This window comes from Nocardia arizonensis (assembly GCF_001310275.1).
Lineage (GTDB): Bacteria > Actinomycetota > Actinomycetes > Mycobacteriales > Mycobacteriaceae > Nocardia > Nocardia arizonensis.
Window position 1 is genome coordinate 1 of sequence record NZ_LGYZ01000110.1, and the last position, 26,799, is coordinate 26,799.

Sequence of the window (26,799 nt, forward strand, 5' to 3'; positions counted from 1 at the left end):
ACAGCCTCGGAATCGACACGATCCGACCTCGTCGCCGACTCCCCAACGCCCCCACCCGCACGATCGAGAAGCTCACCGAACCGCGCATCGACATCCGCACGCGCCGCATCGAACTCCGCTTGTGCACGCAAATACGACTCGTGCGCAGCCGCATCCGCCGCAGCCTCTTCCTCGGACAACAACCCGCGGCGCGCCTCACCCAACTCCGCACGCGCAGCATCGAACTCCGCCTGCGCACGCCGATACGACTCCAACGCAGCAGCATCCGCCGCAGCCTCGGAATCGACACCATCCGGCCGCGTCACACTCGAATCATTATGCGGACGCGATGCGCCAGGATCGCCGTCCGAGGGCAACCGCCGATCACCGCCTGGACCATCGAGATCCGGTGTCGGGCCGTCGGGGTGTTCGCGGGCGGGTGGACCGCTCGGGGGCAGGTCGGCGACCGGGCGGTAGAGCTCCTCGGTGAGGGATCGGAGTTGGCGGATCTGTTCGGCGCGGGTGCGGATCTCCTCGCGCATCCGGGCGACCTCGGCCTCGAGTTCGGCGGGGCTCAGGCCCTCGTGCTTCTCGATCTTGCCGTCGCGATAAGCCTCGTAGATCTTGCGGAAGGTGGCGTCATCGGCGGTGGACAGGTCGACGCCGACCAGGCGTGCCCAGTCGCGGTTGGCGCGGGGGCGGGGTCCGTTCGGCTCGGTGGGTTCGCCTTGGCCGTAGGCGCGTGCGGCGTTATCGGCGACCCGCGAGGCGAATTCGCGCGGGTCGATACCCGGCATGATCTCGCCGATGACCTCGCGCAGTCCGTGTACCGCGTCGAGGTCGTAGACGTGCGGTTCGCCGGTGGTGCGCGGATCGGCCGAGTGATCGCCCTTCGGCACCCCCGAATACGGGTCGATGCCAAGCAGCGTGTCGGCGTAGTCGGTGAGTGCCCGCAGCACCAGATCGTGCTGACCCCGGCGCTGCAATCGCATGATCCGATTGCGCAGTTCGCGCGGGTCGATGCCGTGGTCGGCGTGCGTGTACTCGTGCCGACCGTGGGGGCCCTTCTTCTGGATCTTCGGGCGCAGCGAGTCGGGATTGTCAGGACTGAGCGCGCGGATCAGCGCATCCTGCGCGGCCCTGACCCGCGCCGAGTCGATGAGCTCGAGCTGGCGCGAATATCCTTCGGTCTTCTTCCCGTTGTGCCGCGGACCGTCGAGCAGATCCTCGAACTGCTGCTCGCGCAACGCCCTTCGCTGATTCGGGTCGGCGAGCGCCGCGGCGAGCCTGCGCGGAGTGAGTTCGGCCTCGGTGAGTCCGAGCCGGGCGGCGAGTTGACCGCGCGCGTCGCCGATGAGATGGAACGACTCGATATCGGACATGGTGCGCGCGTAGTCGGCGAGCGCTTCCACCTGCGCGGCCCGCACCGCGTTGTCCAGATGCAGATCGGCGATGGTCCCGGCGATATTGTCCGGGTGAAGTTGGGTGGGGGTGAGCCCCAATTCCTGGACCAGGTCGCGGATCTCGCGCACGATCTCACCGCGATCACGCGGCGGCGGCGGTGTCTCGGGCGGGGCCTGCACAGGATGCCATTGCCCGTCCTCGCCGCGCACCAGCGTCACATCGAGATCGGCGCCGTCGATGGTCGCGCGGACGTGCCGCACCTCGGGCGTGGCGACCGGGTCGAGATGCACCTGACCCGACCCGTCGGTGCGGGTGGTGCGGTAGTCGAGTTGCAGGGTGCGGTCGCGCAGTCCCCTGGCCAGATCCTCGTTGCCGTCCAGCGCGCGCGCCAGCGCCTCGGACCGGTCCAACGGCCCGTCGGTCACGATCAGCCGGTCCGGGCCGCCGTGCGGATCGGGCACGCGGGCAACCTGGTCACCGTAGGTGCGCCCGACCGGCGCGCCCTCGTCGCCGCGCAGGATCGGTTCGGCGGCGGAGATGAAGTCGGCGAGGTTCTGGGCGCGCCTGGCCGCGGCGTCGCGCAGTTCGGCGAGGGTGCGGTCGAGGTGCTCGCCGGTCAGATCCGACAGGTCGCGGCCGAACATCGCCGCCCAGCCGGACAGTTCGTCGCGCAGTTGGTCGCGGCGCAGTGCGTGTTCGAAGAAGGCGCGCGGCCCCTGGTCGCGACCGAGTTCGGCGGAGTCGGCGATATCGCCCCATTCGGGCAGGCGGTCCGCGCCGTTGCCGACGCGTTCGTAGTCGCGCAGCACCGTGTTGCCGTCGAAGGCGACGATGAGGTCGCGCAGGAATCGGCCCATCGGGTTGTCGTCGAGAAAGCTGACCTCGCGCGAGAACGGCACCGGCCGAGGTTCGCTCGTGTCGCCCCAGTGGCCGCGACGGGTGTTCGGCTCGTCACCGTAGTCCTCGAAATCGTCGCCGTAGTCGTCGTTGTCGAGATCGGTGTCGTCGCGGCGTCGAGGCGTGTCCGATCCCAGTTCCCCGCGCGGCGGCGTGTGATCACCGTCCGGCAGGGTCCGCCCGTCCGGTGTCGCCGCGGGCTGATCCGAGTCCTGGACACGTCCGTAGGGCCGGGTCTGCTCCTCGTTCGCGCGCCGCGCCGCGTCCGCCAGACCTTCGATGGCGCCGACCTCGCGCAGCACCCGGTAGCTCTGCTCATCGATGGCCCGGCGCAGCGCCTGGGGACTCTCGTCATCGAGGTCGAAGCCCATCCGGTTCGCCATATCGGTCAGCGATTCGCCCTCCGGCGCCGCTTCGTCCGGCTCCGGCGGCGGCGCGGCCTCCTGCGGCGCGGTGGTCTCCAGGTCGCGCGCGTGATCGAAGTCGACGAGGTTGTGGATCTCGAGATCGTTGATCAGCTCTTGGCGCACGCGCGGATCGGTGGTTCGGTCGAGCGTTTCCAGCAGGATGGACCTGGCCTCGTCCGCGGACATCCGCCCGGCCTCGAGCTCGGTGACAACGTTCTCGCGCAACAGGTTCGGATCGGCCTCGGTGATCCACGGCCGGTATTCCGTCCCGTCCGGGAAATTCACCGGATGGTGCTCGCCCGCCACGCCCTCGACGCGCCCCGTCGCCCCGTTGACGAGCGGCAGATGCTCACGGTTCTGCCACACCGTCGCGCCCTCCTTGCCGATGCGCGCGACGTTCAACGCCGGATCGGCGGGCCCCGGCGGCGGCTCGTGCACCTCGGGTCCGGTCGGATGCGGAGTCGGCGTTGGGTGCGGCGCCGGATGCGGTGTCGGCGCGGGCGGATCCGTGACCAGATGCACGCCGCCGACCAAACCGTCACGGACAGCGGTCTGACCGCGCCCGTCGAGACCCGATCCGGACGGGTACTTCAGCGTCAACCCCTCGTACCCGGCATTGAGCTGGTCGACCAACCGCCGCAACACATTACGGTTGTCGACCGGCCGATCACCGCCCGCCTCCGGCAGATTCCGCGGTGACTCGTCCGCCCGGGCGACCACCCACCGCCCGTCCTCCAACCGCACGTGCAGCGCGACGACCTCACCGTTGTCGCCCAGTTCGATCCGCACCTCGCGTTCGGGCCGCGACGGTTCGTCGAAATCGGTGTGAGGCCGCTGTTCGCCGGCGTCGTCACCCATGAAGTCGACCTCGTCGGGGCGGGTGGTCGCGAGATCTCGCGGCGGTGCGCCTTCGAATGGCAGCGGCACGTCGGCGAGTACGTTCGTCCCGTCGCGCACCAGGCGCAATTCCGTGACGGTGACCGTGCCGTCGGCGGCGGCGTGCACCAGTCGGTAGCCGACCCGCAACGTCCCATCGTCTCGTGCGGCCCGCAGCGCGTCGACCGCCGCGCGCAGATTGCGCCCCTCCCTACTGTCGGGATCGATACCGCGCGCGCGCATCTGCTCGGGCGTCTCGTTCAGAATCCGCGCGAGATTGCGATCCAGCCCCAGGATATGCCGCAGGTATTCGGGCGAACCCTGTTGGGCGCTGATGGTTTTGGACCCGCCGAGCTCAGATCCGACACCCTTGGCCTCCACTACCACCAGCGTGGTCGGATCGACGCCCCTCGCATGCACCATCGACGCGACATCGACGACGCCCGCACCGTCGAACGCGCCCGCGAACGGCGTGAGCAGCACCGCATCCGGGTGCAGGTCCGAATCGAGGGCATATCCCAGACCCGCGAGCTCACCGAGTCGCTTGGAGAAATCGACCATTTCGCGCCCGAGGTCGTTGTACCGCCTGGCGGTATCCTCCAGATCGGCGAGATCGGTGAGCCGGTTCACCACCTCGGCCTCGCTCAACGACGGATCGGACACGATCTCCGCCTCGAGCTGCTGAATCCGGTCCGTCAACCGCTTCGGCGCAAGCTCCTTGTTGTGCTCGACGCCGAACTCCGACTTCAGACGATCCAATTCCACCGCGACGGCGTCGCGTTCGGTCTGAAGCTCGAGCCGCCGCGTGGACGCGTCGTGCAGTTGTTCGGCCAGATGCGGGTCGCGGACCTCGTATGTCCGCGCGTCCCCCCGCTGCGCGTCGTGCGTGTAGCCGTGGTCGGTGAGATGGTCGCCGAGAAACGCCCCGTTGTCTCCACGCAGCCGGAAATTCTCGCCGCGGAACGAATTCGGCGGATCGTCGCGGTGATGCCAGGTGCCGTCGGGGTCCCGATAGGAGTCGGCCCGGTCGCCGGGACGACGCAACAGACCATCGTCCCCCCGTGTCATTCCCGCCGGTACGGTCTGATCCCCGGGCAGGGTCCGATGCGGACCGGTCGTATCGGGATCGTCGTCACCCATGAAATCGACCCGCTCCGGCGGCCCGGATTCGCGTTCGGAGTATGGAATGTGGTCGATGTGACGGTCCCCGCCGGGACCGGCCTCGATCCTGCCGGTAACGCTCTCGGTGCCGCGCAGCGTCAGATCGCAGTTGGAGCAGTACCGCACCTCGCCGCGCTCGGTGCCGTTCATCATCATGGGCACGTTCATGATCGACGCGAGCGGATCCTCGCCCCCTCTCGCCATCTCCGCGGGTGTCCGGTCGAGCAGCGCCGCATTGGTCGACTTGACCTCGGCGTGCCCGAGCGGATTGTCGGGAATGATGAAAACCGCCGGGTCGTGGCCATGGGTGCGGTAGGGAGGCGACGGCTGGGCGCGGTCGAGATTGTCCTGCAACAGATGATGCAAGTCGTCGTAGTGCATGAAATGCTCGGCGGGCCCGTTGGCGGCCTCGTAGACACGGCCTGTTACCCGATCCACCGTGACCGCCATGACGGCACCGCGGTCGTTGCCCGACAACGGCAGGTTCCGTAGGGCCTCGTGCAGGGCCCGATTCGCGGCGGACTGAGCCCGCCGGGCATGCGCCGCGTCCTGCTGCGCTTCTCGCATTTTCGCCGTCGCGTCCGACAGGTTCCGATTCGCGTGATCGAGGTCCGCCTGCCGCTGCTCGACAGTGCTGTCGTCGGCTCGGTCGAGGAGATTCTTCGCCTCTTGGACCTTCGTCTTCGCGTCGCGGAGGTCGCCGACCGCGCGGTCCTTGTTCTGGTTGGCCTCTCGTACCAACTCACTCGCATCCGCGGCCCGCTGCACGATGTCGGGATGCGGCGAAGCCGCCTCATGGAAGGCCCAGTACCGCTCTTCGGCCAAACGTCGAGCGAAGTCGTCGATGTGCTCACCATCGACGTGGGTGATCGGTCCGTCCTCCGGGACCGGCAGGGTTCCGAGCAGGTGCGGTTCCACACCCGCTTCACGGGAAGCGGGCGCGTTGTCGGTCCCCGTGCCGGGATCGAGGTGGGACATGGCCGACGGGCGCACAGGCGGCGGGTCGTCGTCGCCCATGAAGTCGACGTCGTCGTCAGGTCTGATGGGCTCCGCGTCGTCTCGAACGGGAGCCTCGTGGTCGTGCGTGCGGTCCGGGTTCGCCGCTTCCCCGGCAGCCGCATCGGAGTGTCGCGCCGGAGGTGTGTATGTCGAATCGGATGGGGGATAGCCCGAATGGGAACCGGTCGCGGTCTCGGTTCCGTGCAGGGTTCCGGCGCAGTTCGCGCAGTATGCCGCGTCACCTTTAGCACCGCCCCGTGGGAAATGTGGGGCATTGAGAACCGAGTGCAGCGATTCCGGGCCGTTGGGTATGCCGAGTGCGCCACGGTGGTGCAGCAACGCGTTGGTAGTGCGGACCTCCGCATGCCCGAGAGGTTGATCCGGATGCGGGTAGTCGTGAACCTTGGGCCCGTTGTTCTCATGGCTGTAGGGACCGTTGCGACGAACCTCATCCAAGTTGTGACGTAGCGTCTCGTGCAGGTCACTGTCGGCGACAACGCGATCGCTTGGCCCGTTGGCCGCCTCGTAGACATGGCCGGTGACGCGGTCCACGGTCAACGCCGAGACCTCGCCCATCTCGTGCCTGCTGAGGCGGTTGGCGTCATCGACCGCGACGGCCCGTTTGGCGGCTTGGAGTTCGGCCCTGGTCTCGGCGAAGCGGTCCTGAGCCGCACGCATCGCATCCACCGCGGCACGCTTGTCCTCGGGGCCTGCCGCCTCGAGTGCCCTTTTGGCCTCGCCGCGATCGTGTGCCGCCGCGTCGAGTGCTTCCTCGGCTCTCCGCAATCGCTGAGCGAGATCCGGGTCACGTTCACCTGCGCGAACGTATTCGGCTGCTCGCTCGGAACTCAGCCGCCGGGCGAAATCATCGACGAATTCACCGTCCACGTGCGTAATCAGGTTGGATTCCGGGTCGCGCGTCACCCGCGACTCATCGATGGTGCCGAGCAATTGCGCGTCCACCGATGGCCGCGGCAGTGTTTCCGATCCGTCCGGTGGCACCAGATGCGACGAGGCCGGATCGCGGGGCGGATCGTCGTCGCCGGTGTCCATCCAGTCCGTGCGATCCGAACTGTGGTGCGCCGGTTCGGGGTCGCGCGGTTGGCCTTCTCCGTCGTGGCGTCGAGTGCTCGTATCGCCCCGGTCCGAGAGCGGCGCGGTGTGATCGCCGACCGCCGGACCGCTCTGCGGCCGGAAGGTGCGCCATTCGCCGCCGTTGGCGATGCGTGGGTCCGAATCCGGTGACCGCGGGACGCCGACCTTGTCGGTGGGCGCGTGAACCTCGACCCCGAGTCGGTCGGAGATGTACTGGGCCCAGCCGTGGGCATTGCCCGCATGGCAGGACACGAGGCGGACGGCGGTGCCCGGCCGATAGTGCGGGTTGTCGCGGATGGCATCCACGATGTCCTGTGGATGGACCGGGAAGTTGTTGCCGGGCGCGGGGAATCCGTCGCGGCGGCCGTGTACGACCACATCGTGGGCACCGTCGTTGCGGATGTTCTCGCGCACGCGATGGGTGCGGTTGTCCTCGCCGACGGATGTGCCGGTCGGGTGGTGTATGACACCTTCGCCGCTGGGGAGCCTGGCGTCGTAGACCGGCGGATTGCCGTTCGCGTCGCGCCACGGCTGACGGTCGTCGGAGGTGCCGTCGCGATCGCGGTGCGGCGCGTCGTCGTCGTGTGCGGCCGGACCGCGTTCGTCGTGCGGGGTCGTGCGGTCGGGTCCGCCACGCTGTTCGCCGCCACGAACCGGCCTGCTCGCGTCGGCGCCCGGACGGGCGTGCGGCGCCGCGTGATCGGCGACCGGCAACACCGGCGGGACGTCAGCGGCGGGATCGGTTCCGGTGCGGTGGGGCTCCGCGCCCGCGGCGGTCGCACGGACCGGATCGGCGGCGGACTCGGACTCGCCGCCGGTCCGCGGCGCTTCGGTGGGCGTGTGCGCGGCCCGCGCGCCCTCGTGCGGGGTGTCGACGGCTCCCGCGCGCGATTCGGGCGCGCCCGCGCGGACTTCGCCCGCCCGGGTGTCCTGACCGCCGGTGCCCGCGCGACCGTCGACCGGACCGCGTGTCTCGTCATCGGTCGGGGGTCCGTCGGGATCGCGGTCGGGTGCGGAGGCGCGCGGGTCATTGGACGTCGTCCGCGTCGTGTCGGCGGCGTTGGCGCGCGGACCGTCGGCGCGGACCTCGGGTCCGCCGGGTCGGGTCGCGGACGGCGCACCGCGGTCGGCGCCGCCTTGACCGGGGGTGGACTGATTCGCCTGCTGCGTGGGCGTGGCGGACTGGTTCGGGGTGTTGGTCGTGTGTGTCGGTGTGGCGGAGGGCTGGCCGGAGGCCGCAGGCGAATGTCCCTGCGCGGGAGCCTGTCCCGGCGAATGGCCGGTCGCCGAAGGGGGCGCCCCGATGCCGGTGGGCGCACCGGCCGCCGTGATGAGCGGGGCCGCGGCCGACTGGGTTGTCGTGTCGTGCCGGCCGGTCTCGGTATCGGTCGTGCGGGTGACCGGCTCGCCGCTTGAAGTGGTGTCGGCGCGGGACGTGTCCGCGGTGCCGGAGTCGTCGGCAGCGCCCGTGCGCGACTCCTGCTGAGCGGGGCCGGAATCCGTCTGTGCCGCAGGGGCATCCGAGTGCGCCTGCGGCGCTTCCGGCTGTGCGCGCGCTCCGCTGTCGGCGGTGGCCTGCGTATCGGCGCCCTGCGTGTCCGGCCGGGACTCCTGTCGTCCGGCTGAGGTGCCGCTGCCGTCGGCGGCGGACTGCTGGTCCGCCCCGGCCCGCTGTTCGCCCTGCCCCTCGGTATCGGCCGACATCGTGTCGCCCTCGGCGGGCGGTGCGTCGGTGGTGCCCGCGGGGCGCACATTCTGACCATCGGTGCCGTCCCCGGCCCGGGTCTCACCCGAACCGTTACCGGTCGTGTCACCGGTCGCACCCGCGCGCGTGCCCTCGCCCGACGTCCTCCCGGCGCCGTCCCCCTGGGCATCGCCGGCGCGCTGAGTGGAATTGTCACCGGTCCTGTTGGTGGAACCGTCGCCCGTACCATTGTTTCCGGCACCATTGTTTCCGGCACCGTGATTGCCCGCCCCGTCCTGACCGAATCCGCCGAGATTCACGTCGGGGCCGAGAGTTTGGGCGATGCGCGAGCTCAGACTCGGCCGTTCGAACAGACCCGGCTTCATGCCCTGCCAGGCACTGGTCGCCGCCGATTTGTTGAATCCGGACAGACCACCGTTGGTGGCGCCCGCACTCCACATCAGCGGGTCCGTGGCCGCGGTCTTCAGATTGTTCCAAGCGTCACCGAGCCCGACGGTCGCGGCGTCGTAGCCGAACTGCCCGAGCATGCCGCCGCCCGCGCCGACCAGACCCGCCGCGGTGCCGGTGATCGCCCCGCGCAGCCAGGGCTTCATTTCCTTGCTGAGCGTATTGCCCAGCCAGTGACCGAACGGCCCGGCCGCCGCGCCGCCCGCCGCGGAACTGACCGCCGCCGCCTTGACCTGGTTCCAGTCGATTTCCTTGCGGTGGCCGTGATCCTTCTGCCACTGCTGGACACCGAGTTCCTGCAAGGTCCCGATGACCGTGTCGATCACGACGTGCCGGGCGATGAACTTGACCAGCCGTGTCGCCGCCGCCTTCGCCACCGCGCGGATGATCGCCGCGATCACCCGCCCGGTGATGATGCGGGCCGCGATCCGCGTCGCGCCGATGGCCGCTGCCTCCACCGCGGGCGCGGTGGGCGGAAACAGCCATGCCGCCGCGAGTTCCGCCGCCAGCAGCCCCAGCGACGAGTAGAACATGATCTTCGTGTATTCGATCTCGGTGCCGGTCTGGTACACCGATTCGCCGACCTGATCGAAGAAGTCGGCCAGCTTGTTCAGCGACTGGTCCTTGTCGCCGCCGTCGCCACGGGCAAGGGAATCGAACGCCTTGAGCATGTCCTCGGCGCCCTCGCCGTGCGGATATGCCTTGTGCGCGGCGTCTTTGGCCGCGTAGATGTCGTCGACGATCTCGCGCAGATCGGCCGCGGCGGTACGCCAATCGCCCGCCATCGACCACATCTCGTGCTCGTTGCCCTCCGGCCACTCCATACCCGCGAGGACGGAGAGCCAATGCAACCCGGACGGCAGCTCGATCATGAGTGCCTAGCTCACCAGCTCGAATCGGTTGCCGCGCTGCCCTTGTCGCGCGCGACAGCGCCATCGGCGAAGCTGTCCTCCCGCGCGGCCGGCGGGGTCAGCGGGGCTTCGATCGTCTCCGGGATGCGCATATCCGGCATCCCCTCGATCAGATCCGACAAGGAGGGCAGGCGGGCGCGCTGCTCCTCGAACGGCGACATCAACTCGCCGACCTTGCGCGCGACCTCCTCGGACGCGAGTTGCGCGGCTTCGGTTACCGCCTTGGCGATCTCGGCATAGGTGAGATCCTCGATGTCGGGACCGAACTTGGTCTCGATGATCTTGTTATCCGCATTGACGGTGACGGTGACGCGTTTTCGCACGGTGGCACGGCCGGTGATCTCGGCCCGTTCGCGCTGAATCCGCGCGACGTTACGGAACTGCGCCTGCACGCCCTCGATGATCTCGTGCAGATCGGCTTTTTCCCGCTCGTTGGTCATCGCGCTACTCGCTCGAATCAGTACGGACGAGGTGGGCGCCGATCCGAACCGTCCTCACCATCGCCCTCATCCCTCCGCCATGATACTTCCGAGCACACCACAACTCACCTGTCTGTGCAACAGAATCACATCGACCGGCTAATCCCCCATTACGACAACATGAATGGAGGAAGCCGAGTCGGCGGGGTCCACTTACGAAGGCCCTCATTGGAAATAGCTTCCCATCGGATTCGAGGACCGCCCGCGTCGCGGGGATCCATCGGGGAGCCGGTCGAGCCACTGTTCACATACGACCCGCATCGCCTTGTCCTCATTGCTCGTTCGGTCGATGTGTCCGCTCTGTCGACCGACCGTCACTGTCCCAGGTCTCGCGCGCCAGCATCTTGCCGTCCTCACCGAATACGGTGCGGGTCTTCAGGGTGCCCCGTCGGGAAACCACTCCTGCCATTCGTCCACAGGACGGTTATGGAAGAAGATCCCGCTATAGCGTTTGGCGCCATCCGTATACCAGCCGGACCAACCGCCCTCCCGGGAACCGTCCTCGAAGTACCACAGTTCCAGCAAAGCACCGTTGGGCCCGGTCGTCGCGACCGAACCGCTGAAGGGCTGACCTCGGTACGACAGGCGACCGGTCGAGTTGTCTATGACCACATCCGGATCATCGACCTCGATGAAGTCGTCGCTCACCGGCTCGTCTCCTCCGTGGGCTTGTCTGCGCGAGTGCCTAGGTCATGCCGTCGGCATTGCCCTGTTCCATCTTCTCGATCGCAACGGCGCTGTCGATCTGGCCGCTGGCGAAATCGTTCATGGTCGTGGCCATGGTCGCCGCGTTCGTGGTGGTGTTGGTACGGGAAGCGCCATAACCGTCGTCACCGCCCGGACCATTGAAGAAGTTCTTGCCCAGTTTGTCGTTGCCCCAAGGGGCGCCGCGACCGTTGATCGAACTGTTCAGCGTGTCGAGCACGTTGGTGATCTTCTCGCTGACCGTGCGCGACTTGTCCGCCGCGGCCCGGAAGAGATCCGCGTCGTATTCGAACTTGTCTGCCATCGCCCCGTCCCTTCAGCAGTGATCCTTCGAGCACACCACAACTGGTTCGGTCACGCAACAAGGCTCCCGAACCCGGGGAAATCAGCCACTACGACAGCGTGAATGGCATGTCTTGCCACATCGGCCCGCCTTCGGCATTCCGTTCCCGCCCATCGCCCGACGACCTCATTCGACCCGATTTCCCGCGGCATCCCACCGGAGTATCGATACCCGCTGTCCCTCCGAGTCGAAACACTCCTCACACACCACATTTTCTTGGGCATCCCAGTGCAGCCAGGTCCCGATCGGACCCGAAGCAACCACGACACCCGCGGCCTCCAGCGAATTATCCGACCGATACCGCTGCTCCAGGCCGTCGACCACGAGAGCGGGAGGACTGGATATCGCGCCCCCTGGCTCTTCCCAAACTCGCTGTGCCAGTAGCCTTCCATCGGATCCGAACACGGCTTGCTTCGCGGGCGACCCGTCAGAAAACCACTCGAGCCACAGACCCACCGCCCTGTTCCTGGCTACTGCGCCGACACCGCGGGCGCTGCCGGTGAAATACCACCGCCGCGATGGACCGGAGGCAAATCCGTCCACATAGGTATTCAGTGCGACGATGACTCCGTCGGGAGCCCCATCAGCGCGTTCGACCACCTGACCGCTGAACGGTTCGCTATCGAGGAAGTACCGACTGCCGTCAGGATAGGACGACAGTCGCGGATCGTCCATCAGGATGGCATCGTCGTCGACACCTTTGTCCCAGCGTTCCCTATCGGTGTCTTCGAGCACATCGCCCGACTCCGTCCAACGCCACCGCCGTCTCAACCTGCCTGAATCCCAATAGATCTCTCGCTGTTTACGCTGTCCGTTCGCGTACCATTCGTTCCAGGTGTCGACCGGTACACCGTGGTCGTATTGCCGCGTCGCACGATCGGCGCCATCCGGGTACCACAGCGAGCTGAGGCCGTCGAGCGCTCCGTCCGCGTAGGTCGAATACTCCAGCAATGCACCATTGGCATCCGATTCGGTCACATCGCCGGTGAAAGGCTCGCCACGATACCAGGCCCGACTCGCGGATTCGCCGCGCACGAGATCGGGATCGGTAGCGTCGACCGGAAGATCAGTCATTCGCTCTACACCGGCTCTCCGTCGGCGTCCCACTCCTGCCAATCGACCGCGACGCCCCTGTCGGTGAGCGTCCCGACGTAGCGGCGGCCCCCGTCGAGATGCCAACCCCGCTGGAGCCCTCGCGCCCAACCGTCGACGTAGGTGCGGAGCTGGACGATCGGCGAACCTTCGTACGCGCGTTCGTATATCTGACCGGTGAACGGTTCGCCTCGGTACAGGGTCCGATAGTCGACGACGGCCAGGTCGGGATCGCTCGCGTCGACGGCATCGTCCGCGACGCCCTTCTCCGCGCGTTCAGGATCGATGCGTTCGACAAGCTCCCCGTCCTCGTTCCACCGTTCCCGGAACAACAGATGTCCCGAGACGTCGTAGATCTCGTGGGACTCCGGCTGTCCGTCCGGGTACCAGGACCGCCATGTCAAGGCGGGATGCCCGCGGCGGAACTCGCGCTCGTACCGATCGAGGCCATCGGGGTGCCAACCGAGGTCGACGCCGTCGCGGTGACCGTCGATATAGCTGGTACTCGCACGCAGCACACCATCGGGATAGGACTCGACGGTCTGGCCGGTGAACGGTTCGTCACGGTACAGCAGAAGATCGCCATCCCGGCGCAGCGCGGCGTCGGAGATGTCGATGATCGTGTGCGTCGCGTCGGACATGAACCCTCCTTCGTACCCGGTCACGCTCCACGTTACGCAGCGGACCTACGCGCTCGCCTCCCAGTGGGCTTCGACTCGGGCCATCATGCGCTGGATCGAGGCGTTGACCTGTTCGACCAGGGCGGAGCGGTTGAGTGGGACGGCGGAGGGGCTGTCGGAGGGCAGGGCTATGACGTAGCGACCGTCGTCGGGAAGGTCGCGCCAGACGAGGATGTCGCGCTGCATGCCACGGGAGCCGAACATCGACTGGTTCTGGAGGATGTTGATGGTGCCGGTGCGATCGGCGGGGGTTTCGAAGAATTCGGCGCTGCGCTGCGCGATCGAGGTGTCGGCCGCTTCGAAGAACATCGATGTGTGCGACCGGTGTTCGTCGGGCTCGGGGTTGGCGTCGGTGACCAGGGGAAGGATGCCGTTGCGGCCCGCGCCGACATCGGGCATCAGGTCGACTATCGCGTCGGCGAGGCCGTGCGGACCGCAATCGGTGATGACGTAACCGCCGCTGTGCGTGGGTGTTTCGCCGGGCAGCTGATAGATCATGTAGCCGTTGGCGCCCGCCCGCGCCGCTCTCGCCTTGAGCCAGCGCTGCGCGTCATCGCGCTCCCGGTCGTTCCAACCACGCAGGCGCACATAGACATCCGGGCGTTCGAGTACGTCGAAGACCGCGCGGACCGCGGGGTCGACGCTGTGTTGCAGACGCTGCCAGGTGTCGTACTTCTCCCGTTCGTATTCGGTGTGCGGGATTGTGGTGGCCTGATAGGTCAGCGGGCGGGGCAGGGTGTTGCCCACGAAACGCTGCCATAGGACGCGGAATTCGATATCGGAGAACTCCCAGGTGCGAGTCATGCGTCGGCCTCGGGACGGGCGTAGGCGGCCGAGGAGATATCGGCCTCCTCGAGAGTGTGCAGCGGGAGCGGCACGGCTTCGGCCTGCGGTGCGGCGACCATACCGGTGAGTGGGACGGCCTCGTCCAAGCCGGACAGCACATTGGAGAAGTCGGGCAGCGAGGCGCGCGGGAACGCCGATTCGAGGCCGGCCTCGACCGAAGCGGGTTCGCCCGCGTCGGCGGGCTGTCCGTCGGTGACCTCGATGCCCAACATCTCGGCCAGCGGCTGGAGCACCGGGTTGTCGGAGATCAGCGCGTTGATCTCCGGGGACTGCGACAGGATGTCGGCCAGATCCGGGAACTGCTGGAACAGGGTGCCGAGTTGACTCAGGTCCGGCAGGCCGGGCAGTCCCGGCAGGCCGGTGTTCAGGCCGGCCGAGACCTGCTGCAATGCGCTCTGCACCGCGGCTTGCAGGTTCGGCAGCGCCTGCGAGAGTCCCGAGACCGCGGTGTTGACCGCCGACATCAGCGGCGACAGGAGGTCCGACCCCGCGCTCGACGCGGCCGCGCCGATATTCGACAGACCCGGAATGCTCGCGCCGCTGGTCCCGGCGCCGGTCTGTCCGGTACTGCCGGACGCGGCGGACTGAAGCTGGCCGAGTTGCCCGAGGGCCTGCTGCGCGGCCTGACCCGCCGCCGAGATCGGCTGCGTCTGCTGAGTGCTCTGCTGCGCCGCTCCCTGTAGGGCCGGCTGCTGCGTGGTGGGCTGCTGGGTCGCCCCCTGTAGGGCGGGCTGCTGGGTCGTCGGCTGTTGGGAACCGGGCTGCTGGGTGGTCGGCTGCTGGGTCGTCGGCTGCTGGGTCGTCGGCTGCTGCGTCGTCGGCTGCTGCGTCGTCGGCGGCTGCTGCGTGGTCACCGGACCCTTCGGCGCGGCGGGATCGATCACCGCCGGGAAGAGTTTCTCGGTCTGATGGACGCCGTTGACGTAGTGCCGCTCGTACCGCTCCCGGTTCTCACCGAGGTCGTCGTCGCATTTGTCCTCGGTCTCGATCGGCATGCACGCCTTCGTCGCGTACAGCCAGTCGGCGGTGTACTGGAGGTTCGACTGCATCATCTTGAACGAGTCGTGCAGGTCGTACACCGAGTTCGCGAACCCGTTGATCGCCGTGAGCGCGGCATCACCGCCCTGGCTCTCCCAGCTGGTCGAGGTGATCTTGCCCAATTTCTCTTGCAGGTCGTAGGCGGCGAGGTGCACCTGATCGGCCATCACACCCCAGGTGGGCGCGTCCTCGGTCACCTCCGACCACTGGATGCGCTGACCGAGGTCGTACATGTCGCGCCAGGACATGCTGTCGGCGGCCCGAACCGGAATCGGCACACCGACGCTCTCCGGCTTGACCCTGGTGCCATCGATCGGCTTGGGCGATTTCACGGTGTCGATGTCGTAGTCGTGCTGCCGGATGGCCCAGTTGCTGGGCAGGTAGATTCCGGCCTTCTCCACCGCGCCGGACAGATCCCGCGCGCCGGGCGAGGAGCTGACCCGGCCCAGATCACCCTTCATCGTGGTCAATTGGTCGGCGGAGTACTTGTCGGTATTGGTGTAGCTGTCGCCCGCGGCCTTGAACAGGTCGATGAGATCGTGCAGCGAGTCGATGAACCGCCCTACCGATTCCTTGGCCTGGGTGGCCTCATCGATGAATTTCTGACGCAGCGGCGGACCCGCGAGTACCTCCGAACCGCCGAGCTTCTGCGCGTCGAAGGTATTCAGATGCTTGGTGTCGAACAGCGTCTGACAGCCTTTGAAGACTTCGAGAGCCGAACTGCACGCCTTGGCCGCGTCCAGCGCCGCGCCCGTCTCCACCCGGACCTTCGCCCGGCTTGCCAACCCCGACCAGGGAGTTTCGCTACCCACGCCACTCGCTCCTCGATGCACCCCGCCAACGGCCCTCGCCGGCGAGCCGGAACGATGGCAGTTTAGTCACCGCGGCGGAACCTGCCCAGCCCCAGAACTTTCCGGCGCACCCCTCCGTATGGCATTCGTCAAAACACCGTATGCCGAATCGGTTACGAGCGCACGACTTCGAGGCAGAACGAATACGCGCTGCCCCGCGTGAACCCCGCTCGGCGATGATGCGAGAATCGAGGCGTCCGGCACGCCGAACCCGACGGCGTGCCGTCCTGATCCATTGCGGTACAGCCTGATTCGTCCCGGCGAAAGGATCGTTCATGCGGGTGCTCGTCCAGCGGGTCAGCGCCGCGCGGGTCGTCGTCGGCGACGAGGTCGTCGGTCGGATCGAGCCGAATCCACAGGGGCTGGTGGCACTCGTCGGCATCACCCACACCGACACCGATGCGGTGGCGCGCACCCTGGCCGACAAACTCTGGCGACTGCGCGTCCTGGAGGGGGAACGGGCCGCCGCGGATCTGGACGCGCCCATTCTGGTGGTCAGTCAATTCACCCTCTACGCCGACACCGCAAAGGGCCGTCGCCCGTCCTGGTCGTCCGCCGCGCCCGGTGCGGTGGCCGAGCCACTCGTGAACGCCTTCGCCGACGCGCTGCGCGCATTCGGCGCCACCGTCGCCACCGGCCGGTTCGGCGCCCATATGCGGGTCGAACTCGTCAACGACGGACCCGTCACCCTGCTGCTGGAAGCCTGATAGCGACCGGACTCCCCCGGCCCGGGGTGAGACATATCCATCGTGTGGGCGCGTGGCCGCCGGATATGGCAGACTCGGCGCAGCACGTATGCGGCCGATCGACGACCGTATGTGGAAGGTGATGCGGGAGTTGGGTTCGCGATGGAGCTGAGCGCTATCGAGCGTCAGGTGGCCGCGCATCGCAGTGCGGCCAGAAACCGAGCGGTCGAAACCGAACTGGAACTGGCCGCGTCGCTCGTCGAACTCGCCAAGGCCATGGTCGCCACCAAGACCGATCCGACCGCGCGCCGCGACCGGACCATCGAAGCGCTCGCCCCCGCCCAGGAGGCCGTCGGTCTGCGCCTGCACTGGTTCGCCAACGGTCACGTCTCCGCGCGATCGGCGGGGGAATTGCAGGAGGCCCTGCGCGTTTTCGAACAGGTGACCCGGCTCACCAACCGAAGGGAGCTGGCCACCAGCACGATTCGCGGGGCCTGCGCGGTCTACCTGCAAGCCGCGCAGAGCGATCCGGCGGTCGCGGGCATGTGCGCGGACTGCCTGGGCAAATGCGGTGTCTGGCTCGGCCGTCTCGACCAGAACGCCGCCGTCGCCGCCACCGAGGACGCCGCGCGCATCCGCGCCGAACTCGCCGCGGCCAATCCCGAACTGGCGGGAAAATACCTTCAGAGCCTCAACACGCTGCTGCGCACGCTCATGGTGGGCCGTTCCCGCAAACAGGCCATCTCCATGTATCGGGAGCGCTACGCCGCCTTCACCTCGACGAGCATGGCGATCCGGCTGCGCGCGTGCGGTATTCGCGACCTCGAGCTCACCCCGAAGTCCTACAACGCGCTGGTCGAACTGGAGTGCCGCACCCTGGAGCAGGCGGGCAGGCTCACCCAGCAGCAGATCCTGCGCAAGACCTCCGGCGACCTGTCGACCGTCGAGGAGATCAACTGGCGACTCGCACTGGTCGGCCTGCGTCCGCTCGCCCCCGGTGAGGACCCCGACCCGCCGTCGGCGCCGGTCGAGATCGGCACCACCTTCGGCGCACTCGGCGTGCGCTGCCCCGACAAGGACGCGATCAACCTGCTGCGCGCGGCCATCATCGAGGCATACGCCTTGGACGACATCCACTTGGTCGACAGTTCCACCTATCTGACAGCCGACGAGGACGACTGGGTCATCGGCGACGCCGAGACGAACTCGGCGAGCACCCTCGGCGACGACGTGGTGCTGATCGAGTTGTCCTACGGCGGCTGGGTCACCGTGATGAGCATGAACTGGGAGCTGACCCCGGTCGGCCGGAACCCGCTGGCGCAGCGGCTGTCGCGGCGCTGGCCGGTCTTCAGCGTGACCGCGACCGCGAACATGTCCTACGAGCTGTGCCGCTACGAGGACGGGCGCGCGACCGAATACGCCGCGCTCGGCCGCCCGGCGGGCGCCGCCACCCTCGATGAACCGCTGGCCCCGGTGGACTTCGGCATGCTCGCCGCCTACGGCGCGCATTTCGCGACCGAGACGAAGCTGCGCTCGGCGTTCGGCAATACCCAGAGCTTCGCCAATCTGACCTACCTGCCAAGCGGCGGCATTCGCCAGGTGCGCAAGACGATGCCGATCATCGACCACGATCACGTGCTGTTCTTCCGCAAGACCGGCAACGCCTGACCCGGCGCCGACGGAAAGCTCACGGACAGCGATCGCGCGAGGCGAACTTTCCGCGGACGACTACTCGGGGCGCTGGGTGAGAATACGCGGACCGGCCTCGGTGACCGCGACCGTATGTTCCCAGTGGGCGGCGCGGCTGCCGTCGGTGGTGACCACCGTCCAGTCGTCACCGAGAACCTTGGTGTCGGTGGTGCCGAGCGTCAGCATCGGCTCGATGGCCAGCACCGATCCGACCACGAGTTTCGGCCCTTTGCCCGGCGCGCCCTCATTGGGCAGGAACGGGTCCATATGCATCTCGCGTCCGATGGCGTGACCGCCGTAACCGTCCACGATGCCGTAGGGACGTCCGTGCACCTTCTCCGCCGCCCGGGTGCCGAGTTCGATGGCATTCGAGACATCGGTGAGCCGGTTACCCGGCAGCATCGCCGCGATCCCGGCCTCCATCGACAGCTTCGTCGCCTCACTGAGCAGACGATCCGCCTCGGCGAGGCCGCCGACCCCGAAGGTCCACGCCGAATCACCGTGCCAGCCGTCCAGAATGGCGCCGCAGTCGATCGATACCAGATCCCCTTCGGCGAGGATGTCCTCGGCGGTCGGAATCCCGTGCACCACGCGATCGTTCACCGACGCGCAGATCGAGGCGGGGAAGCCGTGATAGCCCTTGAAGGAGGGCACCGCGCCCGCATCGCGGATCACCTGCTCGGCGACCCGGTCCAGGTCCAGGGTGGAAACCCCGGCGACGGCGGCCGCCCGCACCGCGACCAGGGCGCGTCCGACGACCGCACCCGCGGCCGCCATCGCGTCCAGTTCGCCCGCGGTGCGGAACGGAACCACCTTCTTGTTCTTGTTGCGACCGAAAGCCATTGCGGCTCAGCGCTGCCCGGTAGGCGGCATTACCGACCCAGCGCGCGGAGCGCGCGAGCGTTGACCTCGGCGACCTCGCCGACACCGTCCACGGTGACCACGAGCCCGTCGTAGTGCTGCAATAGCGGCTCGGTCTCGTCACGGTACACGCGTAGGCGGTTGCGAATGACGTCCTCGTTGTCGTCGTCGCGACCGCGGGCCAGCATGCGGCCGACCACGGTCTCCTCGGGCACCACGAAGCAGAGCACGGCGTCGAGCTTCTCGTCCATGTCGCCCAGGATCTTCTCGAGCGCGTCGGCCTGGTCGACGGTGCGCGGATAGCCGTCGAGCACGAAACCGTTCGTGGCGTCCGGTTCGGCTACTCGGGCCTCCACCATACGATTGGTCACATCGCTCGGTACCAGATCACCGGCGTCGAGGTACTTCTGCGCCTCGCGGCCGAGCGGGGTCTGCTGACCGATATTGGCGCGGAACAGGTCCCCGGTGGAGATGTGCGGGACACCCAGCTTCTCCGACAGCAAGACGGCCTGGGTGCCTTTGCCAGCACCCGGAGGACCGAGCAATACAACTCTCACTTGAGGAACCCTTCGTAATTTCGATTCATCAGCTGACTCTCGATCTGCTTCACCGTGTCGAGACCGACGCTCACCATGATGAGCACCGCGGTACCGCCGAACGGGAGGTTCTGTGTGCCGCCGGAGGCACCGATATCGAGGAACAGATTCGGCAACACCGCGACGAGGCCGAGATAGATCGAGCCGGGCAGGGTAATGCGGCTCAGGACGAAGTTCAGATAATCAGCCGTCGGCCTACCCGGGCGGTAGCCGGGGATGAAGCCGCCGAACTTCTTCATCTCGTCCGCGCGCTCCTCCGGATTGAAGGTGATCGCGACATAGAAGTAGGTGAAGAACACGATCAGTCCGAAGTAGATCGCGATGTAGACCGGATTACCCGGGTTCACCAAGTATTTCTGGATGATCTCCTGCCACCAGCTCGGATCGGTGCTGTTCTGCGAACCCGTCAGCTGAGCGACCAGGTTGGGCAGGTACAGCAGCGATGAGGCGAAGATCACGGGGATGACGCCGGCCTGGTTGACCTTCAGCGGCAGATAGGTCGAGGAGCCGCCGTACATCTTGCGGCCCACCACCCGCTTGGCGTACTGGACCGGAATACGGCGCTGCCCCTGTTCGACGAAGATCACGGCGACGATGATCGCGAAAGCCGCCACGCAGACCAGGCCGAAGACCAGGCCGCCGCGGCTGTCGAGGATGTTCTTGCCCTCGGTGGGGATGCGGGCCGCGATACCGGCGAAGATCAGCAGCGACATGCCGTTGCCGACGCCGCGCTCGGTGATCTGCTCGCCGAACCACATGACCAGGGACGCGCCCGCGGTCATGACGAGCACGATGATGACCATGCCGAAGATGGAGGTGTCGGCCAGGATGTCCTTCTGGCAGCCCTGCAACAGCTGCCCGCGCGCCGCGAGCGCCACCAGACCGGTGGCTTGCAGAATCGCCAGCGCGACCGCCAGATAGCGCGTGTACTGCGTCATCTTGGTCTGGCCGGACTGGCCTTCCTTGCGCAGTTCCTCGAACCGCGGGATGACGACGGTCAGCAGCTGAATGATGATGCTGGCGGTGATGTAGGGCATGATGCCGATCGCGAAGACCGACAACTGGAGCAGCGCACCACCGGAGAACAGGTTGATGAGCTGGTAGATGCCCTGCGAGTCACCGCCGGAGACGAGGTCGATACATTCCTGCACCGCCTTGTAGTCGACGCCGGGAGACGGCAGCGAGGCACCCATGCGGTACAGCGCGACCAACCCCAGCGTGAAGAGAATCTTCCGCCGTAAGTCCGGAGTCCGGAAGGCCGATACGAAGGCGGAAAGCACAGATCCTCCTGGCGCGAACGACATGGTCATGACATGGATATTTCAGCGATGTCCAACTCTGGAGAACGCCGAAACCATGACGTGGCTTGGCAGACAACAGTTGAACTCTAACAGTGGCACCGGACGGGCCTTCACCCGTCCGGTGCCACTCGAGTCGAGAATACCGTCAGCCAAGTTCGGTGACAGTGCCACCGGCAGCGGTGATCTTCTCCTTCGCGGAGCCGGTCACCTTGTCCACGGTCACCTGGACCGCCACCGCGATGTCGCCGTCGCCGAGAACCTTGACCAGCTGGTTCTTGCGCACCGCACCCGCGGCGACCAGTTCGTCCTTGCCGATCGCGCCGCCATCGGGGAACAGCTCAGCGATACGGCCGACGTTCACGACCTGGTATTCCACGCGGAACCGGTTCGTGAAGCCCTTGAGCTTGGGCAGCCGCATGTGGATCGGCATCTGCCCACCCTCGAAGGCGGCGGGCACGTTCTTGCGCGCCTTGGTGCCCTTGGTACCGCGACCGGCGGTCTTGCCCTTGGAGCCCTCACCGCGACCCACGCGGGTCTTGGCGGTCTTGGAGCCCGGGGCCGGGCGCAGGTGATGCAACTTGATTGTCATCGTGGGCCCTCCTGCCCGACTTCCTCGACCTGTACGAGGTGGCGCACGACGTTGATCAGCCCGCGGTTCTGGGCATTGTCCTCACGGACCACCGACTTGCGAATGCCACGCAGGCCGAGGGTGCGCAGGCTGTCCCGCTGATTCTGCTTGGCGCCGATCGAACTCTTGATCTGGGTCACCTTGAGATCCGCCATTACCTGGCACCTCCCACTGCTTGAGCGCGCGCACGCAGCATGCCTGCCGGAGCGACGTCCTCGAGCGGCAGACCACGACGGGCCGCGACCTCTTCGGGCCGCTGGAGCTGCTTGAGAGCCTCGACCGTCGCGTGCACGACGTTGATCGCGTTGTCGCTGCCGAGCGACTTGGCGAGAATGTCATGAATGCCCGCGCATTCCAGCACGGCACGGGCCGCGCCACCGGCGATCACACCGGTACCGGGCGAGGCCGGACGCAGCATGACCACACCGGCCGCCGCCTCACCCTGGACCGGGTGGGTGATGGTCGAGCCGATCATCGGGACGCGGAAGAAGCCCTTGCGAGCCTCCTCGACACCCTTCTGGATCGCCGCGGGAACTTCCTTGGCCTTGCCGTAGCCGACGCCGACCAGACCGTTGCCGTCACCCACGATCACCAGGGCGGTGAAGCTGAAGCGACGACCACCCTTCACGACCTTGGAGACGCGGTTGATCGCGACGACCCGCTCGAGCTGGTTCTTCTCGGCCGCGTTGTCGCGACGATCGCCGCCGCCACCGCGGCGGTCGCCGCCACCGCGACGATTCTCGCGGCCGCCCTCGGGGGCGTTTCCACTCTGTCCGGCGGGTCCGTTGCCGCCGTCACGCCTCTGACGTCCCGGCATCAGACGTTCCTTCCGTTGATGAATTCGAATCGGGAGCCGTGTCCACTATTCGCTCCGCAAGCTGCGCTCATTAGAATTTCAACCCACCTTCACGAGCGGCATCGGCCAGCGCGGCGATGCGGCCGTGGTAGTCGTGACCGCCACGGTCGAACACCACGCTCTCGATTCCGGCGGCCTTGGCGCGCGCGGCCAGCAGTTCGCCGACCTTCTTGCTCTTGGCCGACTTGTCGCCCTCGAGGGCGCGCACATCGGCCTCGATGGAGGACGCGGCGGCGATGGTCTTGCCCACCGAGTCGTCGACCAGTTGCGCGTGCAGGTGGCGCGAGGAGCGGTTGACGACCAGTCGCGGACGCTCGGTCGTGCCGACGACCTTCTTGCGCAGACGGAAGTGGCGGCGGGTCTTCGACAGACGACGGGTCGTTGACACGTCCTTGCCGCGCGGCTTGCGCTTGGCGATCTGGTTTTCGGTTTGCGCCATGATCACTTACCCGTCTTTCCGACCTTGCGGCGAACGACCTCGCCGGCGTAGCGGATGCCCTTGCCCTTGTACGGGTCGGGCTTACGCAGTCCGTGGATCACAGCGGAGATCTGACCGACCTTCTGCTTGTCGATTCCGGACACGGAGAACTTGGTGGGCGATTCCACCGCGAAGGTGATGCCCTCGGGCGCCTCGATGGGCACCGGGTGGCTGTAGCCGAGGGCGAACTCGAGGTTCGAGCCCTTGGCCTGCACGCGGTAACCGACGCCGAAGATTTCCATCTTCTTCTCGTAGCCCTTGGTGACGCCCTCGACCATGTTGGCGATCAAGGTGCGGGTCAGGCCGTGCAGGGCGCGGTTCTGCCGCTCGTCGTTGGGACGGGCGACCTCGAGCTGGCCGTCCTCGCCCTTGGCGACGACGATCGGCTCGGCGACGGTGTGCGAGAGGGTGCCCTTGGGCCCCTTCACCGACACGGACCGGCCGTCGATGGTCACCTCGACGCCGGACGGAATTGCGATGGGCTTCTTGCCGATACGCGACATGTCTCTAGACCTCCCTTACCAGACGTAGGCGAGGACTTCGCCGCCCACGCCGGCTTTGGCCGCCTGACGGTCGGTGAGCAGGCCGGTCGACGTGGAGATGATCGCCACGCCGAGGCCGCCGAGGACCTTGGGCAGGTTGGTGGACTTCGCGTACACACGCAGACCGGGCTTCGACACCCGGCGCAGGCCCTGAAGGCTGCGCTCCCGGCTCGGGCCGTACTTGAGGTCGATCACGAGGGCCTTGCCCACGGGTGCGTCCTCGGTGCGGTAGTCGGCGATGTAACCCTCGCGCTTGAGGATCTCGGCGATATTCGCCTTGAGCTTCGAGTGCGGAGCCTTCACCTGATCGTGGTACGCCGAGTTGGCGTTGCGCAGACGTGTCAGGAAGTCTGCGATCGGATCAGTCATGGTCATGGTTCGACCTTGACACCTTTCTCGCCGCGGTTCCCATACAACATCCGCGTATCTCCGCGTATCTCAGCGGATCACGGCGCACGCGAGGCACGCCGGCACGCGAATCGTGGGCCTACAGCAATTCGGCGGTCCGGCCGACTCTTGCCGACCGGATGAGTACTCGTCAGAGCCTCGGCGCCCGGACCGCCCGCACACGCCGGAATCCGGGATATGCGGACACAGAGGGCCCAGGCAACCGCTCTAGTGTAGGCAAACCCCTGACCAGGACAAAATCCGGGGCCTCACCGGTCAGCGGCGAAGAATCCGCCGCGGTCTCGGCAGATATCTCCGTCCTTGACGACGAGCAGGATGTTGTCGGGGTCGCCGACGGAATCGATGTCGTGCAGCGGATCGCCGCGGACCACGACGAGATCGGCGAGTTTGCCGGATTCGAGGGTGCCGAGGCGGTCGTCCACACCGCAGAGAACGGCGCTGTCCCGGGTGGCGGCGACGATGGCCTCCATCGGGGTGAGTCCGCCGTATTTCACGAGCAGTCCCAGTTCACGCAGGTTGGTGCCGTGATCGGGAGACAAACCCGCGTCGGTTCCGACGGCGATGCGGACGCCCGCGGCGGCCGAGCGGCCGACGGCCTCGTGGGCGACGCGGTGCCAGGTGAGGCTCTTGGCGTAGGCGGCGGGTGAGGTCTTGGCCGGATCGAGGTCCTCGACGGTCTCGAGCAACGTCGGGACCAGGAACATGTCCTGATCGACCATGCGCTTGCGCAGTTCGTCGTCCAGTTCGTATCCGTGCTCGACACTGCGCACGCCACCGTCGATCGCGGCCGCGATACCCGCGTAGCCGATGGCGTGCGCCGCGACCGGCTTGTTCCCGTAGGCCCGACATTCCTCGACCACCGCGCGCACCAGCTCCGTCCGCATTCCCAGCCAGTCGGGTTGGTCGTTCGGCGAGGCGACACCACCGCTGGAGGCCACCTTCACCAGGTCCGCGCCCAGCGCGATGAGTCGCCGGGTGCGCTTGCGCGCCTCGTCCACGCTGTCCACCAGCGGCGAGGGCGTCTCCGGCCCGTGCAGATAGGACATGGGATCGAATCCGGACAATTGCGTCAGGTCCGCGTGCCCCGCCGTCTGGCTCAGCATGGTGATCGCCACCTGCAACCGCGGCCCCTCCACGAGCCCCTGAGCGACCGCCATCCGCACACCCGCGTCGATACCCATGAGATCGCGCGCGCTGGTGACCCCGTTGTGCAGCGTGACCCGCAACCGCTCCGCCACCGCCAAGGTCCGATACGACGCGGGCTCCGCCACCGACCGGTACGGATTCCCCGCCCCGCCCGGCAAGGCGAAATGCACGTGGCAGTCGAAGAATCCGGGACACACCGTGTTGTCCCGCAGATCGACGGTTCGGGCGTCCCCGATATCCGGCGCCTTCGAGCGCTCCCCCACCCAGGAAATCGAATTATCCGAAATCAATACCGCGCCGTCCCGCAGCGCATTTCCCCCTTTACCGTCCACGATCCGCGCATTGTGTAGAAAGAATCCCGCCATGCACACCCCTCTCCCGTCAGGGTCACGCTTCCGACAAGTAGCGTAGCGATTCCCGCCACCGACGAACGTATCGTTCGGGAACCATGCCGCGAACACGACCGCGAACCGGTCGTCGCCGCCGGTCGAGACACCCGAGGCGTCTACCGTGTCGGTCATGGCGAGCCCGCGAATCAAACGCCCCGACCTTCCCGAGTACATGACATGGGAGCAGCTCGAACAGCTGCCCGAAGAAATCGCGCGACAGATAGAGCTGTGGGACGGGCGAGTCGTGTGGGTGCGCCGAGATCCAGCGGAGCATCAGGCGTTCACCTTCGCAGTCACCAGCGCACTCAAGCGGTGCGCGCGAAACGGTATGGCCGAAAACCCGGAACGATGCTGGCGGGTCGACTTCGAAACCAATATCTTCTTCGGAAAAACGACAAAATCCGATTTCGTGACACCCGATTTCCTCGTCTACCGATGTCTCGACGCACCCTATCAGGATATCCGGGCATCCGATGTCCTACTCGCAGGTGAAGTACTTTCTCCCTCCAACTCTCAGACGGATATGGAGGAGAAGAAGTCCAAGTACGCGAAGGCAGGCATTCCCTACTACTGGGAGATAGCCCTGGAACGCGAAAAGAGTGCGATCGCAATGGTCCACGCCTTCGCTCTGGAAACCTCCCACGGCCCCCTCCCCGAAGGCGTACACCCGCTGTATCCGGCCAACTACCTGTTGACCGGCAAGTGGACTCCGAAGGACTCCGACGCGATCCGCGCCGACTTCCCGTTCCCCATCCACATTCCCTGGATGGAACTCGAATTCTGACGACTTCGCTCCGGCGGGGAGACGCCCTCGCAGCAAAGCGAATCGCGGGCATTGAACGAGGCGGTCGCCGTGGTGACGCAACTGTTCGCGGCGGAGGCGGTCTTGGCCCGCACCGATACACCCACCCGCGTCGAATCGAACTCGGTGGTCTCGCCTGGTTGGCGGAGTTCGACGTCGACGACCGCGCCGAGGCATCGCATGAGATCCGTAATGCGCTCGCTCTGACCGTGACCGCGGAAGATCCGGACCCGTTGCGCGAAGTGCTGCACACGCGGGCGACCACCGCGGCGGTGATGCGCGACCCGGCCCGTCGGGCGGTGCGCACCGAATCCGCGAGCGACAGCGATTTCACCGGGGTCGAACCACCGCACGCGGCGGGCGATGTCTGACAACGACCCACTGCCCGTCGCCTATCGGCCATTCGTCGCCGCACGCAGCCCGGCGGCAAGTCTCGAACTTCCAAAGCTGCTGGTAACCACCCAATTCGAACCGACCTCGGCTAGAGTCGTCGGTCGGAATA

General features: G+C 67.0%; 22 protein-coding genes. 4 read left to right on the forward strand and 18 right to left on the reverse strand.

Features of this window, described 5'->3' with window-relative positions; translation table 11 throughout:
• The 8 genes from APZ21_RS25480 to APZ21_RS34405 form a co-directional block, all read right to left on the reverse strand.
• Positions 1 to 9,842: WXG100-like domain-containing protein (locus APZ21_RS25480; RefSeq protein ID WP_156371328.1), on the reverse strand; the 9,842-nt coding region annotated here is incomplete at its 3' end.
• A gap of 11 nt (positions 9,843 to 9,853) precedes the next feature.
• Positions 9,854 to 10,321, reverse strand: a complete 468-nt coding sequence (locus APZ21_RS25485; protein WP_054815818.1) for a YbaB/EbfC family nucleoid-associated protein — start codon at positions 10,319 to 10,321, stop codon at positions 9,854 to 9,856.
• Positions 10,322 to 10,735: 414 nt separating this feature from the next.
• Positions 10,736 to 11,008 (reverse strand): toxin-antitoxin system YwqK family antitoxin, encoded by a 273-nt coding sequence (locus APZ21_RS25490; RefSeq protein ID WP_054815819.1) that lies wholly within the window; start codon positions 11,006 to 11,008, stop codon positions 10,736 to 10,738.
• 37 nt (positions 11,009 to 11,045) lie between these two features.
• Complete coding sequence (locus tag APZ21_RS25495; RefSeq protein WP_054815820.1) at positions 11,046 to 11,369, reverse strand: hypothetical protein; 324 nt, start codon at positions 11,367 to 11,369, stop codon at positions 11,046 to 11,048.
• 165 nt (positions 11,370 to 11,534) lie between these two features.
• Complete coding sequence (locus APZ21_RS25500; RefSeq protein ID WP_054815821.1) at positions 11,535 to 12,482, reverse strand: toxin-antitoxin system YwqK family antitoxin; 948 nt, start codon at positions 12,480 to 12,482, stop codon at positions 11,535 to 11,537.
• 5 nt (positions 12,483 to 12,487) lie between these two features.
• Positions 12,488 to 13,141 (reverse strand): toxin-antitoxin system YwqK family antitoxin, encoded by a 654-nt coding sequence (locus tag APZ21_RS25505; protein ID WP_054815822.1) that lies wholly within the window; start codon positions 13,139 to 13,141, stop codon positions 12,488 to 12,490.
• Between the two features lie 45 nt (positions 13,142 to 13,186).
• Positions 13,187 to 13,984 carry an ESX secretion-associated protein EspG gene (locus APZ21_RS25510; RefSeq protein ID WP_054815823.1) on the reverse strand — a complete coding sequence of 266 codons (798 nt, stop codon included), beginning with the start codon at positions 13,982 to 13,984 and terminating at the stop codon, positions 13,187 to 13,189.
• A complete protein-coding gene (locus APZ21_RS34405) occupies positions 13,981 to 15,876 on the reverse strand; it encodes a hypothetical protein (protein ID WP_156371330.1) in 1,896 nt (631 codons plus the stop codon). The genes APZ21_RS25510 and APZ21_RS34405 overlap by 4 nt, the downstream gene beginning before the upstream one ends.
• Before the next feature lie 314 nt (positions 15,877 to 16,190).
• Between APZ21_RS34405 and dtd the strand changes: the two genes are divergently transcribed.
• Positions 16,191 to 16,622 (forward strand): D-aminoacyl-tRNA deacylase, encoded by a 432-nt coding sequence (gene dtd / locus APZ21_RS25520; protein ID WP_054815825.1) that lies wholly within the window; start codon positions 16,191 to 16,193, stop codon positions 16,620 to 16,622.
• 141 nt (positions 16,623 to 16,763) lie between these two features.
• A complete protein-coding gene (locus APZ21_RS25525; RefSeq protein ID WP_054815826.1) occupies positions 16,764 to 18,269 on the forward strand; it encodes a hypothetical protein in 1,506 nt (501 codons plus the stop codon).
• 60 nt (positions 18,270 to 18,329) lie between these two features.
• Here APZ21_RS25525 and map read toward each other — a convergent pair whose 3' ends face one another.
• The 10 genes from map to APZ21_RS25575 form a co-directional block, all read right to left on the reverse strand.
• Positions 18,330 to 19,133 carry a type I methionyl aminopeptidase gene (gene map / locus APZ21_RS25530; protein ID WP_054815827.1) on the reverse strand — a complete coding sequence of 268 codons (804 nt, stop codon included), beginning with the start codon at positions 19,131 to 19,133 and terminating at the stop codon, positions 18,330 to 18,332.
• A 29-nt stretch (positions 19,134 to 19,162) separates the two neighbouring features.
• A complete protein-coding gene (locus APZ21_RS25535; protein ID WP_054815828.1) occupies positions 19,163 to 19,708 on the reverse strand; it encodes an adenylate kinase in 546 nt (181 codons plus the stop codon).
• Entirely contained in the window at positions 19,705 to 21,027 is a 1,323-nt protein-coding gene (gene secY / locus APZ21_RS25540; protein WP_054815829.1) for a preprotein translocase subunit SecY, read from the reverse strand. Before secY ends, APZ21_RS25535 begins: the two co-directional genes overlap by 4 nt.
• A 166-nt stretch (positions 21,028 to 21,193) precedes the next feature.
• Positions 21,194 to 21,637 carry a 50S ribosomal protein L15 gene (gene rplO, locus APZ21_RS25545; protein WP_054815830.1) on the reverse strand — a complete coding sequence of 148 codons (444 nt, stop codon included), beginning with the start codon at positions 21,635 to 21,637 and terminating at the stop codon, positions 21,194 to 21,196.
• Positions 21,634 to 21,831, reverse strand: coding sequence for a 50S ribosomal protein L30 (gene rpmD / locus APZ21_RS25550; protein WP_054815831.1), 198 nt, complete (start codon positions 21,829 to 21,831; stop codon positions 21,634 to 21,636). Before rpmD ends, rplO begins: the two co-directional genes overlap by 4 nt.
• The gene (gene rpsE, locus APZ21_RS25555; protein ID WP_054815832.1) at positions 21,831 to 22,493 is read right to left on the reverse strand and encodes a 30S ribosomal protein S5; all 663 of its coding nucleotides are present in this window, start codon (positions 22,491 to 22,493) and stop codon (positions 21,831 to 21,833) included. The genes rpmD and rpsE overlap by 1 nt, the downstream gene beginning before the upstream one ends.
• Positions 22,494 to 22,563: 70 nt before the next feature.
• A complete protein-coding gene (gene rplR / locus APZ21_RS25560; RefSeq protein ID WP_054815883.1) occupies positions 22,564 to 22,971 on the reverse strand; it encodes a 50S ribosomal protein L18 in 408 nt (135 codons plus the stop codon).
• A gap of 2 nt (positions 22,972 to 22,973) precedes the next feature.
• Positions 22,974 to 23,513 carry a 50S ribosomal protein L6 gene (gene rplF / locus APZ21_RS25565; RefSeq protein ID WP_054815833.1) on the reverse strand — a complete coding sequence of 180 codons (540 nt, stop codon included), beginning with the start codon at positions 23,511 to 23,513 and terminating at the stop codon, positions 22,974 to 22,976.
• A 15-nt stretch (positions 23,514 to 23,528) separates the two neighbouring features.
• On the reverse strand, positions 23,529 to 23,927 hold the full coding sequence (gene rpsH, locus APZ21_RS25570; protein WP_054815834.1) for a 30S ribosomal protein S8: 399 nt from the start codon (positions 23,925 to 23,927) through the stop codon (positions 23,529 to 23,531).
• 281 nt (positions 23,928 to 24,208) lie between these two features.
• Positions 24,209 to 25,471, reverse strand: a complete 1,263-nt coding sequence (locus APZ21_RS25575) for a metal-dependent hydrolase family protein (protein ID WP_054815884.1) — start codon at positions 25,469 to 25,471, stop codon at positions 24,209 to 24,211.
• 154 nt (positions 25,472 to 25,625) lie between these two features.
• On the opposite strand from APZ21_RS25575, the gene APZ21_RS25580 reads away from it, so the two are divergent.
• Together APZ21_RS25580 and APZ21_RS25585 are read left to right on the forward strand one after the other, a co-directional pair.
• Positions 25,626 to 26,279 carry a Uma2 family endonuclease gene (locus APZ21_RS25580; RefSeq protein ID WP_054815835.1) on the forward strand — a complete coding sequence of 218 codons (654 nt, stop codon included), beginning with the start codon at positions 25,626 to 25,628 and terminating at the stop codon, positions 26,277 to 26,279.
• Between the two features lie 158 nt (positions 26,280 to 26,437).
• A complete protein-coding gene (locus APZ21_RS25585; protein WP_054815836.1) occupies positions 26,438 to 26,668 on the forward strand; it encodes a hypothetical protein in 231 nt (76 codons plus the stop codon).
• The last annotated feature ends 131 nt before the right edge of the window (positions 26,669 to 26,799 follow it).

What these genes read in the sequence shown, in the direction of transcription:
- APZ21_RS25485 (WP_054815818.1), bottom strand. Translation starts at nt 10,321, where the DNA reads ATGACCAACGAGCGGGAAAAAGCCGATCTGCACGAGATCATCGAGGGC.
- APZ21_RS25495 (WP_054815820.1), bottom strand. Translation starts at nt 11,369, where the DNA reads ATGGCAGACAAGTTCGAATACGACGCGGATCTCTTCCGGGCCGCGGCG.
- APZ21_RS25500 (WP_054815821.1), bottom strand. Translation starts at nt 12,482, where the DNA reads ATGACTGATCTTCCGGTCGACGCTACCGATCCCGATCTCGTGCGCGGC.
- APZ21_RS25505 (WP_054815822.1), bottom strand. Translation starts at nt 13,141, where the DNA reads ATGTCCGACGCGACGCACACGATCATCGACATCTCCGACGCCGCGCTG.
- APZ21_RS25510 (WP_054815823.1), bottom strand. Translation starts at nt 13,984, where the DNA reads ATGACTCGCACCTGGGAGTTCTCCGATATCGAATTCCGCGTCCTATGG.
- dtd (WP_054815825.1), top strand. Translation starts at nt 16,191, where the DNA reads ATGCGGGTGCTCGTCCAGCGGGTCAGCGCCGCGCGGGTCGTCGTCGGC.
- APZ21_RS25525 (WP_054815826.1), top strand. Translation starts at nt 16,764, where the DNA reads ATGGAGCTGAGCGCTATCGAGCGTCAGGTGGCCGCGCATCGCAGTGCG.
- map (WP_054815827.1), bottom strand. Translation starts at nt 19,133, where the DNA reads ATGGCTTTCGGTCGCAACAAGAACAAGAAGGTGGTTCCGTTCCGCACC.
- rplO (WP_054815830.1), bottom strand. Translation starts at nt 21,637, where the DNA reads ATGACAATCAAGTTGCATCACCTGCGCCCGGCCCCGGGCTCCAAGACC.
- rpmD (WP_054815831.1), bottom strand. Translation starts at nt 21,831, where the DNA reads ATGGCGGATCTCAAGGTGACCCAGATCAAGAGTTCGATCGGCGCCAAG.
- rpsE (WP_054815832.1), bottom strand. Translation starts at nt 22,493, where the DNA reads ATGCCGGGACGTCAGAGGCGTGACGGCGGCAACGGACCCGCCGGACAG.
- rplR (WP_054815883.1), bottom strand. Translation starts at nt 22,971, where the DNA reads ATGGCGCAAACCGAAAACCAGATCGCCAAGCGCAAGCCGCGCGGCAAG.
- rplF (WP_054815833.1), bottom strand. Translation starts at nt 23,513, where the DNA reads ATGTCGCGTATCGGCAAGAAGCCCATCGCAATTCCGTCCGGCGTCGAG.
- rpsH (WP_054815834.1), bottom strand. Translation starts at nt 23,927, where the DNA reads ATGACCATGACTGATCCGATCGCAGACTTCCTGACACGTCTGCGCAAC.
- APZ21_RS25575 (WP_054815884.1), bottom strand. Translation starts at nt 25,471, where the DNA reads ATGGCGGGATTCTTTCTACACAATGCGCGGATCGTGGACGGTAAAGGG.
- APZ21_RS25580 (WP_054815835.1), top strand. Translation starts at nt 25,626, where the DNA reads ATGGCGAGCCCGCGAATCAAACGCCCCGACCTTCCCGAGTACATGACA.